This is a genomic window from Actinomadura viridis (assembly GCF_015751755.1).
GTDB classification, from domain to species: Bacteria; Actinomycetota; Actinomycetes; order Streptosporangiales; family Streptosporangiaceae; genus Spirillospora; species Spirillospora viridis.
The window spans coordinates 4,989,176-5,003,748 of record NZ_JADOUA010000001.1 but is presented as its reverse complement, the minus strand read 5'-3'; the positions used below and the strand labels follow the sequence as shown (position 1 = coordinate 5,003,748).

Annotated in this window: 9 protein-coding genes; all 9 read left to right on the top strand. The window is 75.8% G+C overall.

Features of this window, described 5'->3' with window-relative positions; genetic code table 11:
* The first annotated feature begins 88 nt into the window (after positions 1 to 88).
* The 9 genes from IW256_RS23045 (at position 89) to IW256_RS23005 (ending at position 14,553) form a co-directional block, all read left to right on the top strand.
* Complete coding sequence (locus tag IW256_RS23045; RefSeq protein ID WP_197012953.1) at positions 89 to 2,596, top strand: dynamin family protein; 2,508 nt, start codon at positions 89 to 91, stop codon at positions 2,594 to 2,596.
* Complete coding sequence (locus tag IW256_RS23040; protein ID WP_197012952.1) at positions 2,596 to 6,150, top strand: acetate and sugar kinases/Hsc70/actin family protein; 3,555 nt, start codon at positions 2,596 to 2,598, stop codon at positions 6,148 to 6,150. Before IW256_RS23045 ends, IW256_RS23040 begins: the two co-directional genes overlap by 1 nt.
* Positions 6,147 to 7,355, top strand: a complete 1,209-nt coding sequence (locus tag IW256_RS23035; RefSeq protein ID WP_197012951.1) for a hypothetical protein — start codon at positions 6,147 to 6,149, stop codon at positions 7,353 to 7,355. The genes IW256_RS23040 and IW256_RS23035 overlap by 4 nt, the downstream gene beginning before the upstream one ends.
* Positions 7,356 to 7,467: 112 nt before the next feature.
* On the top strand, positions 7,468 to 8,619 hold the full coding sequence (locus IW256_RS42805; RefSeq protein WP_197012950.1) for a sensor histidine kinase: 1,152 nt from the start codon (positions 7,468 to 7,470) through the stop codon (positions 8,617 to 8,619).
* A gap of 3 nt (positions 8,620 to 8,622) precedes the next feature.
* Positions 8,623 to 9,336, top strand: a complete 714-nt coding sequence (locus tag IW256_RS23025; protein ID WP_307829011.1) for a response regulator — start codon at positions 8,623 to 8,625, stop codon at positions 9,334 to 9,336.
* Positions 9,337 to 9,421: 85 nt separating this feature from the next.
* Positions 9,422 to 11,566 (top strand): MMPL family transporter, encoded by a 2,145-nt coding sequence (locus IW256_RS23020; protein ID WP_197012949.1) that lies wholly within the window; start codon positions 9,422 to 9,424, stop codon positions 11,564 to 11,566.
* Between the two features lie 100 nt (positions 11,567 to 11,666).
* Positions 11,667 to 12,719 carry a FecCD family ABC transporter permease gene (locus IW256_RS23015; RefSeq protein ID WP_197012948.1) on the top strand — a complete coding sequence of 351 codons (1,053 nt, stop codon included), beginning with the start codon at positions 11,667 to 11,669 and terminating at the stop codon, positions 12,717 to 12,719.
* An 8-nt stretch (positions 12,720 to 12,727) separates the two neighbouring features.
* Entirely contained in the window at positions 12,728 to 13,741 is a 1,014-nt protein-coding gene (locus tag IW256_RS23010) for a FecCD family ABC transporter permease (RefSeq protein WP_231403898.1), read from the top strand.
* A complete protein-coding gene (locus IW256_RS23005; protein ID WP_197012946.1) occupies positions 13,738 to 14,553 on the top strand; it encodes an ABC transporter ATP-binding protein in 816 nt (271 codons plus the stop codon). The genes IW256_RS23010 and IW256_RS23005 overlap by 4 nt, the downstream gene beginning before the upstream one ends.
* The last annotated feature ends 20 nt before the right edge of the window (positions 14,554 to 14,573 follow it).

The following is a 14,573-nucleotide window of genomic DNA, read 5'->3' as shown; positions in this document are numbered from 1 at the left end:
ACCGGATCGGGGCGCGGGCCCCCTGCGTCTGAAAGAAGCAGATACGGTCGGTGTTTCGTAACAGCGTGTGGTTTGCGGGGGTCTCAGCATGGAGTCGAGCCGGTTCATCACGGGCGAGCCCGCCGCGGCGGGCGCCGAGATCGAGCGGCTCCGCCGGGCCAACGACGCCCTGGTCGCCCAGGTGGCCGCGGTGGGCGAGCTGCCGCAGGGCGCCGAGGAGGCGCGGCGGACGTTCCTGGACCGGGCCGAGATGGTGCGCCGCTGCGCCGACGAGCCCGTGACGATCGGTGTCCTGGGCGTGCACAGCACCGGCAAGACCCTGCTGCTCAACATGCTGCTGGGCCGCCCCGACCTGCTGCCCAGCGGGTACGCGCCCACCACCGGGAACGTGACCGTGCTGCACCTGCGGCCGTCGGACGAGGCCGGGGAGGCGCGCCTCACCGGGGCGCGGGTGGAGTTCCTCAACGAGACCGACCTCACCGGCTGCCTCAAGGCGCTGTTCGAGGCCGTACGGGAGACCGCCGAGGGCTCCGGCAAGCTCGACCCGCAGGCGCTGGCCGAACTGGACGGGCTGCTGCCCGAGGGCCCCGGCCGCTTCACCGCCGAAGGATGGGGCGGCCTGGTGCGCTGGTTCGAGGAGCGCGGCTGGCCGGCCGGCAGCACCGCGCTGCGGCTGCGCGTCCTGGAACTGCTGGCGTTCCGTACCGCGTGCCTGGCCGGCCGGGAGGTGCTCGGCCGCGAGGAGCAGGTGGACTTCGCCACGCTCAGCGCCAGCGCGATCCGGCTCGACACCGACGTCCTGCGCACCGCCCAGGGCGACCTGCCGCCCCGGCCCGGCCCCGGGCTGCCGATCCGCCCGGGCGGCCGGCTCACCGAGGAGGCGCTGGCCGAGGCGTTCGCCTTCGTCCGCCGCATCCACCTGGACGTGCTGGTGCCCACGTCGGTGTGGCCGCTGGCGGACCTGGGCGCGGAGTCGGTGAGCCTGGTGGACTTCCCCGGCCTGGGCAGCCTGGCCAGCAAGGAACGCGACGCCTACCTCGCCGACCAGGAGATCGACCGGCTCACCTCCATCGTCGTCATGCTGGACGCCGAGTCGCCCTACGACGAGGCCCCGCTGGGGCTGATCACCCGCTTCGAACGGACCCGTTCCACCAAGCTGGCGCCGTCCTGCCTGGTGGTCGCCAACCGGCTGGACCGGCTGCCCGGCGGGCTGCGGCCGGCCGAGGGGGCGCCCGACCCGCTGCGCACCGAGGCCGTGCTCGGCCACTCCGACGCCCTGCGCACGCTGCTGGGCATCGCCGAGCAGGCCGTCACCCACGGCCACACCGACCGGGTCACGCTGACCTCCGCGCTGTACGCGCGGCTGCGCCTGGAGGACGCGGCGGGCACGGAGGCCCGGGTGGAGGTGGGCAGCGCGGAGGAGACCCGCGCCTGCGCGGACGGCTGGCGCCGGCTCGCGCAGCGTCTCAACGCCGGCGACCCGGGCCGCCCGCTCGGCGCGCTGCTGGAGGCCGCCGCCGCCGACGGCGGCATCGGCCGGCTCCGCGACACCATCGCCCGCCACGTCGCCGAGCACGGGATGCCGCTCCGGCTCGACCGGATGAACCGCCTGGTGTCCGAGCGCGCCGAGGCCCAGCGCGACCTGGCCCGCGCGCTGCGCCCGGACGACCGCCGCCCGGCCGGCCGGCCCACCCCCGAGCAGCGCGAGCTGCGCAGGCTCCTGGTCCAGGTGGCCCGCAACGCCCGGGGCCTCCTGCAGAACGTGCGCCCCCAGATGGACCAGGCCGAGGGCGACGCCGGGCTGCGCGCCGCCGTGGAGGAACGGGTGGTCGGGGACGTCTACCGCTGGCCGGAGTGGCGGCAGCTGCTGGAGGCGGTGGAACGCGGCGTGGTGCCGATCCGCCACCTCGACCGCCGCGAGCTGCGCCCCAACGACACCGGCGAGCTGGAACGCGGCTTCGACGCCGCGCTGGAACGGCTGGACTCGCAGATCGTCGACCTCGACCAGACCCTGCTGGACCGCTGGATCAGGGCGCGCGACGAGGAGGCCGGCGAGCTGCGCCGCCGGATCTCGGAACTGCTGGACGGCGCGCAGGGCGACGCCGGGGTGCTGGACTGGGCCGAGCCGTTCCTGGCGTTCGGCTGGGTGCGGCGGGAGGTCGAGCACGCCCGCGGGACGGCGGGCACCGCGCCGCCGCCGGGTTCCGCGCCCCCGCCCGTACGGCAGGAGAGCGCGCAGGTCCAGGACTTCCCGCTCCGCCGCGACCACGGGCTGCCCTGGCATCCGGACTATCCGGTCCCGCACGGCTGGCCGGCCGACGAGCTGGAGAAGCGCCGGCACCAGATCCAGGTGATGGCGGTGCGCCGGGAACTGGTCAACGCCCTCACCCGCAAGGTGATGCTCCAGGCCGAGCGGCGGCGGCGCGCCCTGGTCGACGACGTCCGCGCGGCCCTGGCCCGGCGGCTGGAGACGCTGCCGCAGGGCGACTACGGGCGGCTCGCCGCCGAGGCGCTGGGGGTGGTCCGGCGGTCCGACGACGCCGTGCTCGGCGCGCTGTCCGAAAGCCTCCTCCAGGACGGAAGGGGAGACCTCTGATGCCGCTCATCGTGCGGATCGCGCCTCCGGGAGGCGCGCGCGAGCCCTGGGGGAGCGGCCCGATCGAGCTGGCCGAACGGGCCGGCCGCTACGTGCTGCCCGACCTGCTGATCACCCCCACGCACCCGCCGGTGTGGCTGACCGGCATCGCCGCCGACCTGGACACGGGCCGGGCCGGTCCCCGCGGCCCCCGCGACGTCGTGCGCAACGCCTACCGGGCGGCGCGGTTCCCGGCCGAGCCGCTGCGCGGGCAGATCACCGTGCCCGGTCCCGTCATCCCGGCGGTGGACGTGGAGGCCGGCGGTCCCGTCCGGCTGGTCCTGGACGTGGTCTACCGGGGGATGCCCGCCGCCGGGCCGGCCGATCCCGGTATCGAGATGTCCCAGCGCGTCGCCTGCGACGTGGTCTTCACGCCCGCGCGCGGCCAGTCCCCGCGCGGCCGGCAGCAGTACGCGCCGCCGCCCGGACCGTCCCCCTACGCGCAACCCTCCTACCCGCCGCCTCCGGATCCGCGGTCCGCGTATCCGCCGCCTCCGTACCAGCAGCCCTCGCCGCCGCCCTCGGACGCTCCGGCCCCCTATTCCCCGCCGCAGGATCCGTACGTCCAGCCGCCGCCCGCCGCACAGGAGTTCCCGGTGACCGCCCAGCCCGCCGAACCAGCCGAGCCGGCCGCCCGGGAGGTCGTGACCGAGGGCCACCACGGCTTCGCGGCCGTCGACCTGGGGACCAGCAACTCGACGGTCACCCTGCTCGACAGCGAGCTGGTCCAGCGGGTGTCCATGTCGGTCAACCAGCAGGAGGAGCTGCGGAACCAGCTGGTGGCGCTGCTGGAGGCGGTGCCCGGCGAGCGGCACGACCCCTACGGCGACGCCGCCGAGGAATGGCACGAGATGCTCGCCGAGACCGCCGAGGCCCTGCTGGGCGAGACCGCCGCCCCGGGCGCGGACCCGGCCGCCGACCCGGTCCGCGAACTGGGGGCCGCGCTGCGCGCCCGCCGTTCCACCGGCGAGGCGATGCTGCACGAGGTGCTGCGCCGGCTGGACCTGGACCTGCAGTTCGCCAGCGACCCCCTGCGGACGTGGCTGGCCGTGCGGCTGCACCGCTGCTACGACGCCGCGTTCTCGGTGCCGGCCCTGGACACCCGCTCGCTCCACCAGATCGTCCTGGACCCCAACGAGGGCGACACCGTCCTGTCCAGCCGGGCCGAGGTCACCTCGGCCGACCCGCCGCGCGTGCGGCTGGGCCCCGCGACGGTCGACCTGCCCGAGCCGCAGGGCGCGGCGGACGGCGCCGACGAGGGACCGCGGGTCTTCTACGGGCTCAAGGCGCGCTTCGACCGGCTCGACCAGGTGGAGACCGTCCTGGAGGGCCGCCCCCTCACCGTCCGGGAGCTGATCGGCGCCTCGTACGCCGACCTGATCGACCGCACCAACCGCCATCTGAACGACCGGCGCGAGCACCGCAGGCTGATGGACCGGCGGCCGGTGAACCGGGTCGTGGTCACCTATCCCGCGATGGCCTCGCTCAAGGTGCGCGGCGAGCTGCGGCCCATCGTCCGGAAGGCGCTGGGCGTCACCACCGTCTACACCAGCTACGACGAGGCCGTGGGCGCCGCGTTCTTCTTCCTGATGAAGGACGTCGGGGCCCGTTCGGGCAGCGGCATCGAGGCGCTGCGGGCGCGCAGCCGCCCGCTGCCCGGCCGTCCCGGGCACTGGCAGCGCAACGTGCTGGTGGTCGACATCGGCGGCGGCACCACCGACATCGCGCTGATCACCTTCGTGCTCAGCGACGAGACACCGCCGCTGCCCGGCGGCGACCCGCGGTTCACCGGGCGCTACTACCGGATCGTCCCGACGCTGCGCGGGTCCAGCGGGCACGCCAACCTCGGCGGCAACCTCATCACCCTGCGGGTCTTCCACTGGCTCAAGCTGCTGCTGGCCGACGCGCTGCTCGCGCACGACTCCCAGCGGCTGGCCGGGTCGCTGCCCGACGACCTGCGCGACGCCGACGGCCGCTACCTGGTGGGCAGCCTGCCCATGCACGTGGCGGACGAGCTGCCGCTGCCCGGCGAGATCACCGAGCTCGTCGAGGACATCGTCCCGACCCACTGGAAGCGGCACCCGCGCCGCAGGCGCGCGTTCGAGCTGCTGTGGGACGAGGCCGAGAAGGCCAAGCGGGAGCTGGGCGCGGCGGGCCGGGACGGGACGTACACCGTGTCGAGCGCCGTGCTCGCCAGGATCCTGCGGGCGCTCACCGACTCCCGCGCGCGGATCCCCGAGCAGGGCGTCGGGGAGCTGGTGCTGCAGGGCGCGCGGTTCGAGGACCTGGCCCGCCCGGCCGTGCGCCGCGTCGTCGAGCTGGCCAACGCGCTGGTGGAGGAGCGGCTGCGGGACCGCGACGAGCGGCTGGACGAGCTGATCCTCACCGGCAACGCCAGCGCGCTGCCGCTGGTGGAGGAGGAGTTCGCCGCGGGCTTCGGGGCCCGTCCCGGCGGGCACGAGACGTTCGCCTGGTCGGCCCACGACATCAAGGTGGAGCGGACGCTGCCCAAGAACGCCGCGTCCATCGGGGCCTGCTGGGCCGAGAGCCTGCGGCAGTTCGGCCACGACCAGCCCGCCAACGCCGCGGCCCGGCTCCGCGAGGACGAGTCGGTCATCGACGTCGAGGTGGAGAACCTGTTCCGTGGCCTGCCCAGCTCGTTCGCGCTGGCCGGCCAGGACGGCCAGGAACTGGTGGTGCTGTCGGCCGGCGACGCGCTGGACATCGTGGACGCCGACCACGGCACCCGGGTCCGGACCGCCGCGACCGGCCCGCTGCTGCGCAGCTTCCAGATCATGCGGAAGGTGGAGGGCGCGGCCTCGCTGCGCTGGGGTTCGTTCAGCTACGAGAGCCACGAAGGGTACGAGGAGCTGACCCCGTCGGTGTGGCCCGCGGAGATCCGCACGATGCTGGACATGAGCCACGAGCTCGCCCCCACCCTGCACCTCTTCCGGGGCGACCGGCCGCACTACGCCGTGGAGGGCGAGGCTTTCGGCGACCTGCACGAGGTGCTGGCCAACCTCGCCGGCACGGCGGGCGACGACCCCGACGCCCGGTTCCAGCTCGTGGTGGACACCCCGCCGGAGGACCCCGCGGGCGGCGCGGTGGTGTTCGGCGACCTGGCGGCGGGACCGGACGGGCGGATCTACCCGGCCGCGCTGCCCGACCGGTTCCGGGGGCGGGACGGCCGCGCCCGGGCCGGCCTGCTGTCGCCGCTGCCGCTGCGGCGCCCCCCGCGCAACGGGACCTGGACGTTCCACCTGCGCTACACCACCGGCAGCGACGTGGTCAGGGTGGGGGAGGCCAGGCCCCTGCCGGAGGCACCGTACGTCGCGTGCTGGGTGTCGCTCGACGAGGACGGGCTGCTGCGCCTGCATCCCGGCGGGCCGCCGTTCGTGCGGGCCGCCGGCCTCCCGGACGTGGAACGCGATCCGGGCGCGGTGTTCAGCACCGAGCTGGCCGAGCCCGACCTCCAGCTCGACGAGGCCCGCGACCCGTTCAGCGGTGAGCAGTGAGCCACGGAGCGGACGCACGCCGGGACGGCGGGGCGGACGCGCGCCGGGACGACGGGGCGGACGCGCCGGAGGCCGCGGACCCGTTTCGCAGGCTCCTGGCCACGGCGGACTCCGAGCTGGCCGGCACCCTGCGCGACGGGCTCAGGCTGCTGGCGCGCGCCCTGGACCAGACCGCGCTGCTGCGGCCCGACGACCCCGGTGCGGAGGCGTTCACGCAGGTGCGCGGCGCGCTCCACGACATGCTCGGGGAAGGCGTCCCGGCTCCGCCGCCGGTACCCGCGGCGGGCCACGCCGTCGCGGGCCCGCCGGCCGGGGCCGCGCCCCCGCCGGACCCCGTCGCCGAGCTGCTCGACGGGTTCCACGCGGACCGCGCCGTACGCGAGCACCTCGGTGACGCGCGCCGCCAGGCCGACCCCGCGCGGGCCTGGGTGGCGTTCAACTGCGCGCTGCTGCGCCTTCCGGGACCGGCCGCCCAGGCGTGGCGCGGCCGGGCGGCGCGGGCCGTTCCGGCGGTGCCCGGCGCTCCGGTGGCCCCCGGCGCTCCGGTGGCGCTGCCCGCTCTCGACCAGGAGGAGGACCTGCTGCTGCCCCGGCACGACCTGGGCATCCGCGGGATCAGGACGGTGGTGGGCGCGGCCCCGCTGCCCGAGGTGGCCGGGGCGCTGGCCCCGCTGCCCGCGGCCGACCCGGCCGGCCCGGCGCTGGCGGCACTGGCCTCCCAGGCCCTCGCGGTCGCCGGGATCGACCCCGAGGCGCTCTACTTCGAGAGCCTGACGCCCCGCCCGCGTCCCCTGGCCGACCCGTCCGCCCTGGCCGACTACACGAGGGAACTGCTCACCCGGCTGCGCGCGTACGCGGCGGCGGTGCCCGAGGGGCCGCCGCGCGCCCTGGAGGCCCTCATCGCTCTGGACGAGGCGTTGTGCTCGGTGGCCCACCTCCCTCCGGCGACCGACCCGGGCTCCTGGTGGAACGGGCTGGCCGCGCGCTCGCACGAACTGGTGTTCACGCTGGCCGGCGGGCTGGGCGGGCGGGCACGGGTGCGCGAGCCCGCCCGCCGGTTCCGGGACGTCCGCGACCTGACCGAGGACGACGTGCCGATGGTCAGCCGCACTCACCCCGGGCGGGTGGTCCGGTGCCTGCGGCTGTACGCCGAGATCGACGGCGTCGCCCGCCGCGGCCGGGTCATCTACGGCGTCGACCGCTAGGGTCCTCACCCCCACGTTCCCACTCCCGCGTTCTCACTCCCACGAGTGAGGACACCGGCCCGGCGGCGGCCGATACTGGGGCCGTTCCCCCACCAGCACTGGAGTGGATGCCGTGCCGAGCCTCACCGCGTACGGGAACCGGCTCGCCGAACGGGCGCGGGCGCTGCCGCCCCCCGCCGTGGACGCGGTCATCGCCGTGGTGTGCGCGGTGAACATCGTCGTCCAGGCGACGGTGAACGGCCGCCTCTCGGTCTGGGTGGCGGTGACGGCCGGTGTCAGCGCGGTGGCGCTGCTGTGGCGCCGCGCCCACCCGTTCGCGACGGCCGGGGTCATCGGCCTGTGCACGGTCACGCTGTCCCTGAACGGGGGGCTGGGCGACCTGCCGCCCGCGCAGCTGATCGCGACCTACACGTTCGCCGCGCTGTGCCCGCCGGTCAAGCGGCTGATCGCGGCCGCGGCCACCGCCGCCGGCATCACGGTGTCGGTCCTGGTCCCCGAGGACGAGGTGCTCAACCTCGGCCTGGTCGGGATCGCGTTCATCGCCGCCTACGCGCTGGGGACCGGCGCCCGGGCGCGGCGCGACCGGATCGCGATGCTGGAGGAACGGGCCGCCCGCCTGGCCGAGGAGCAGGCCGCCGCCGCCACCCGCGAGCGCGAGCGGATCGCCCGCGAGATGCACGACATCCTGGCCCACTCGATGAGCATGGTGGTGATCCAGGCGGAGGCCGGGCCGGTGGCGGTGCGCAGCGACCCCGACAAGGCCGAGCAGGTCTTCGACACCATCTCGGTCACGGCGCGGGAGGCGCTGGCGCAGCTGCGCCGGGCGCTGGGGGTGCTGCGCTCGGAGGAGGCGTCCCGCCGCCCGCCGCCCGGGCTGGACGCGCTGCCCGCGCTGGTCGACGGCGTCCGGAACGCGGGGCTGGCGGTCACCCTGGAGCAGGACGGCGAGCCGCGGCCGGTTCCGGCCGACCTCGCCGTCACCGTCTACCGCGTCGTTCAGGAGGCGCTGACCAACACCGTCCGGCACGCGGCGGCGGGCGAGGCCCGGGTCCGCCTGTCCTGGCACGACCGTACGCTGCGGGTGGAGGTCGGCGACGACGGGCGCGGCCCGGCCGCCCCGTCCCCGGACCCGTCCGCGGGCGGGGCCGGGCTCGGCCTGACCGGGATGCGCGAGCGGGTCGCGGCGTCGGGCGGCGAGCTGGTGACCGGCGCGGGCCCCGGCGGGAAGGGCTACCGCGTCGCGGCCACCCTGCCCTTAGATTGAGGCGTGCCCGACACCCAGACCATCCGTGTGCTCGTCGCCGACGACCAGGCGCTGGTGCGCGACGGCTTCGGGATGATCCTGTCCGCGCAGCCCGACCTGGACCTGGTGGGCGAGGCCGCCGACGGCGCCGAGGCGATCCGGGCGGCGCGGGAGCTGCGCCCCGACGTGGTGCTCATGGACGTCCGCATGCCCCATGTGGACGGCATCGAGGCGACCGCAGCCATCTGCCGTGAGACCGCCGCCCGGGTCCTGGTGCTCACGACCTTCGACCTGGACGAGTACGTCTACGACGCGCTGCGCGCCGGCGCCAGCGGCTTCCTGCTCAAGGACATGCGGCGGGCCGAGCTGGTGGAGGCGGTGCGGGTGGTGGCCCGCGGCGAGGCGCTGCTCGCGCCGGCCGTGACCCGCCGCCTCATCGCCGACGTCGTGGCGCGCGGCCGTCCCGCGGCCCCCGCGCCCCGCCCGGACGCCCGGCTGGCCGCGCTCACCGCCCGGGAGACCGACACGCTGCGGCAGGTCGCCCGGGGGCTGTCCAACGCCGAGATCGCCCGCGCGCTGTTCGTCACCGAGCACACGGTGAAGACGCACGTCAGCAGCCTGCTCGGCAAGCTCGGGCTGCGCGACCGGGTGCAGGCGGTGGTGCTGGCCTACGAGTCCGGGCTGATCCGGCCGGGAGAGAACGCCGCTCCCTCCGGAGAGGGAGGCGCCCCCTCCTGAGAGCGGTGCGCGAGTCCGCTCCTCACGGCGATTCGCGCGGGCCGCTTCCGGACGAGCATCAGGGCAGCACTGTGAGGAGGCTGTCGTGATACGCACCATTTCCGCGTTCGCCGTTCGCCGGCCCTGGCTCGTCATCGCCCTCTGGCTGGCCGTCGTCGGCGCCGGGTTCGGCGTCGGCACCGGGGTCTTCGACCGGCTGGTGTCCGATGTCGGGACCGTGCCCGGAAGCGAGTCGGGCCGCGCCGAGCGGCTGCTGGAGCGCGCCGCGCCCCGTCCCGAGTCCCTGACCGCCGTCATCACCGGCCGCGCCGCCGCGGACCCGGCGCTCGGGCAGGGCGTCGCGTCGGCCGTCGCCGCCGTACGCGCGGTGCCGGGCGTGACCGAGGTCTCCGAGCCGCTGCCGTCCGCCCGGACCGGCGAGGCGCTGCTGGTCGAGATCACCCTCGCCCCCGGCGACGGGCAGGAACGCGCCGCCGAGACCGCCGCCGAGCGCCTGCGCGCCGTCGGCGGAGCCCAGGTGACCGTCGCGGGCGGGCCGCTGTCGGACGCCGAGTTCGACGAGCAGGCGCAGAAGGACGTGGCCCGCGCCGAGATGCTCAGCATGCCGGTCGTGCTGGTGCTGCTGCTGGTCGTCTTCGGCGGGCTGCTGGCGGCCGGGCTGCCGCTGCTGGTCGCGGTGGCCGGGATCGGCTCGACCTTCGGCGTCCTGTACGCCTTCAGCGCCGTCACCGACATCTCGGTGTACGCCATCCAGATCACCACGATGCTGGCGGTCGGCCTCGCGGTGGACTACGCGCTGCTGATGGTCAGCCGTTTCCGCGAGGAGCGGCGCCGCACGCCCGACGTGGCGCGGGCGGTGGCCCGTACCACGGCCACCGCGGGCCGTACGGTGATGTTCTCGGGCCTCACCGTGGCGGTCGCGCTCGCCGGCCTGGTGGTCTTCCCCGACCCGTTCCTGCGGTCGATCGGGCTGTCGGGCGCCGCGGTCGTCGTGGTGGACATGGCCGTCGCGCTCACGCTGCTGCCGGCGCTGCTCGGCCGGTTCGGGCACCGCGTCCCGCCCGCCAAGGAGCGCACCGGCGCCGGCGGGGCGTTCGCCCGCGTGGCGCGGGCCGTGCAGCGCCGCCCGGTGCTGACCCTGGCCGTCGCCGCCCTGGCCATGGTCACCCTGGCCCTGCCGGTGCTCGGGATGCGCATCTCCCAGGGTGACCCGCGCATGCTGCCGTCCTCGACCGCCACCCGGCAGATGTGGGACCAGGTGCGCGCCCACTTCCCCGAGCAGGCCAGGTGGGCGGGCGACATCCAGGTGGTCGCCGACGCGCCCGCGGAGCATCCCGGCGTCGCGCGGCTCCAGCGGACGATGGCCGCCCAGCCCGGGGTCACCGACGTGCGCTCCCAGCGGATCGGCCCCGGCACGACCGTGCTGCTGGCCACCCCGCGCGGACCGGCCGAGGGCACGGGGGCCCGGGACGCCGTCGCCGCGATCCGGGACGCGGAGGCCCCGTTCCGGGTCCGGGTGACCGGGGACACGGCCCGGCTGATCGACTACCGGGCGATGCTGACCGGCCGGCTGCCCTGGGCGGTCGCGGTCGTGGCGCTGGGCACGCTGGTCCTGCTGTTCTCGTTCACCGGCTCGGTGCTGCTCCCGGTCAAGGCGGTGCTGACCAACCTGCTCAGCATCGGCGCGGCGCTCGGCGTTGTGGTCTGGGTGTTCCAGGAGGGGCACCTGGCGGGCCTGCTCGGCACCGAGGGCCTCGGCTACCTGCACCTGACCGTGCCGGTCCTGGTCGGCGCGATCGCGTTCGGGCTGTCGGTGGACTACGAGGTGTTCCTGCTGTCGCGGATCCGCGAACGCTGGCTCGCCGGCGCCGGCCCGGGCGGCTCGGTGGCCGAGGGGCTGCAGCGCACGGGCGGCATCGTGACCGCCGCGGCCCTGCTCATCGGTGTGGTCTTCGCCGGTTTCGTGGCCGGCGGCTTCGCCCCCATCAAGGCGATCGGGGTGGGGCTGGTGCTGGCGGTCGCCCTGGACGCGACCGTGGTGCGGATGCTGATGGTCCCGGCGACGATGACCCTCCTGGGTCACCGCAACTGGTGGCTGCCGCGCCCGCTGCGTGCCGTCCACGCCCGCATCGCCCTCTCCGAATCGGCACCCGGGCCCGCGCCGGAATCGGCGTCCGGCCCGGAATCGGCGTCCGGACCGGAATCGGAGAAGTCCGTGTCCGCGCGCTGACGCCAGGAGAGCGGGCGTCCCTCACCCGAGGGGCGCCCGTTCCCGTTCTCGGGGCGGGCGGGGGATCGCGCGCTGAGTTAGCTTAGGCTAGCCTAAATCCGTGTCGACCTCCGTGCGGACCGCCCCTCCCAGCGATCGCCCGCCGACCGCGCGGAGCGGTGGGCGCGCCGGCCGCCGGGCCGGCCTCGCCGTCCTCGGGGGGCTGCTGCTGGCGGCGGTGGCCGCGAGCTTCGCCGTCGGGGCGCAGCGGATCCCGCTGGGCGAGGTGGCCGCCGGGGTGTTCGCGCCGGACGGGTCGGAGCACGCGCTGATCATCCGGGAGCTGCGGCTGCCCCGCACGCTGCTGGGCGTGGCGGTGGGCGCGGCGCTGGGGCTGGCGGGAGCCCTGATGCAGGCACTGACGCGCAACCCGATGGCCGAGCCGGGGCTGCTGGGGGTCAACGGCGGCGCCGCGCTGGCCGTGGTGACGGTCATCGCCCTGTTCCGCACGGACGAGGTGCTGGTGTACGTCTGGGCGGCGTTCGCCGGGGCCGCCGGCGCGGCGGTGCTCGTCCATCTGATCGGCGCGCGGGGGAGAGGCGGCGCGTCGCCGGCTCGGCTGGTGCTGGCCGGCGCGGCGATCAACGCGGTGTTCACCGCGCTGACGGCGGGGCTGATGCTGCTCAGCCCGCGCACGTTCAACGGGTTCCGGTTCTGGCAGGTGGGCTCGCTGGCGGGCCGTGACCTGGAGGTCTTCTTCGAGGTGCTGCCGTTCCTGCTCGGCGGGACGGTCCTGGCGCTCGCGCTGGCCCGCCCGCTCAACGCCCTGGACCTCGGGGAGGACGCGGGCCGGGCCCTGGGAGCGCGCCCGGGGCGCACCCGGGCGCTCGGCGGGCTCGCGGTGGTGCTGCTGTGCGGCTCGGCGACCGCGGCGGTGGGACCGATCGCCTTCCTGGGCCTGGCCGTCCCGTTCATCGTGCGCGCGTGGACCGGGCCCGACCAGCGCTGGGTGCTGCCCTACTCGCTGCTGCTCGCCCCGGTGCTGCTGCTGGGCGCGGACGTGCTGGGCCGCGTGGTGGCGCCGGGCGAACTGGAGACGGGCATCGTCACGGCCTTCCTGGGCGCGCCGATCTTCATGCTGATGGTGCGGCGGGGAGGTCTGCGCAAGCTATGACCCGGGTGATGCGTGCCAGGAACCTGTCGGTGCGGTGGGAGCCGCGGACCGCCGCGGTGTGCGCCGTGCTGGGAGCCGTCGCGTGCGGGGCGGCGGTGTTCGTGGTGGGGACGGGCGACTTCGCCATCCCGGCCGCCGACGTCGTCCGGGTGCTGGCCGGGCAGGGCGACCAGGCCACCGACTTCATCGTCACCACCCTGCGGCTGCCGCGGGCCGTGGTCGGGCTCCTCGCCGGGCTGGCCCTCGGGCTGAGCGGCGCCATCTTCCAGAGCATCTCGCGCAACCCGCTGGGGAGCCCCGACCTCATCGGGTTCACCACGGGGTCGGCGACCGGCGCGCTGCTGCAGATCCTCGTGGTCGGCGGCGGCACCGTCGCCATCGCCGCCAGTTCCGTGCTGGGGGCGGTGGTCACGGCACTGGTCGTGTACGCGATGGCCTTCAAGGGCGGCGGTGTCAACGGCCTGCGCCTGGTGCTCATCGGGGTGGGGGCTGCGGCGATGCTGGAGGCGCTCAACTCCTACCTCATCACGCGGGCCGAGCTGCGCGACGCCTACGAGGCGGCGTTCTGGCTGACCGGAAGCCTCAACGGCCGCGGGTGGGAGCAGGCGGTGCCGCTGGCCCTCGCCCTGGCGGTGCTGGTGCCGGCGGCGCTGGCGTCCGGGCGGCGGCTGAGCATGGGCGAGCTGGGGGACGACGCCGCGCGGGCGCTGGGCGTCCCGGTGCAGCGGTCGCGGGCGGTCCTGGTGGTCACCGGCGTGGGGCTGGTGGCGGCGGCGACCGCGGCGGCCGGGCCGGTCCCGTTCGTCGCGCTGGCCGCGCCGCAGCTGGCGCGCCGCCTCACCCGGCGGACCGGGCCGCACCTGCTGCCGGCCGGGCTGATGGGCGCGGCGCTGCTGGTGTGCGGCGATCTGGTCTCGCTGCGGCTGCCGGTGGCGGTGCCGGTCGGCGTGGTGACGGGGGTCCTGGGCGGCCTGTATCTGGTCTGGCTGCTGTCGAGTGGAGGACGGAAGGGGATCGCGTGAGCGCGAGCAGGTTGCGGGCGACGGACCTGACGCTGGCCTATGACCAGCGCGTGGTGGCCGAACGCCTGGGGGTGGAGATCCCGGACGGATCGTTCACGGTCATCGTCGGGCCGAACGCGTGCGGGAAGTCGACCCTGCTGCGCGCCCTGGCCCGGCTGCTGCGGCCGAAGGAGGGCACGGTCTACCTGGACGGCGAGCCGATCACCTCCCGTCCGGGCAAGGAGGTCGCGCGGCGGCTCGGGCTGCTGCCCCAGTCGCCGATCACCCCGGACGGCATCACGGTCGCCGACCTGGTGGCGCGGGGCCGCTACCCGTACCAGGGGCTGCTGCGGCAGTGGTCGCGGGAGGACGAGCGGGCGGTCCGCGAGGCGATGGACGCGGTCGGCGTGGGCGACCTGGCCGGGCGGGTGGTGGGCGAGCTGTCGGGCGGCCAGCGCCAGCGGGTCTGGCTGGCGCTGGTGCTGGCCCAGCAGACGCCCATCATGCTGCTGGACGAGCCGACGACGTACCTGGACATCGCGCACCAGATCGAGGTGCTGGACCTGTGCTCGCGGCTGCACGAGGAGGGCCGCACGCTGGTCGCCGTCCTGCACGACCTCAACCACGCCTGCCGGTACGCCACCCACCTGATCGCCATGCGCGGCGGCGAGGTGATCGCCCAGGGCCGGCCCGCCGAGGTGGTCACCGCGGACCTGGTGGAGCGGGTGTTCGGCCTGCCATGCCAGGTCATCGACGACCCCGAGTGCGGCACCCCGCTGATCGTCCCGGTGGACCGGCGGCGCGCGTTGACGGCCCGGAGGCCCCTGATTTAGGTTAGCCTTACCTAAATTCA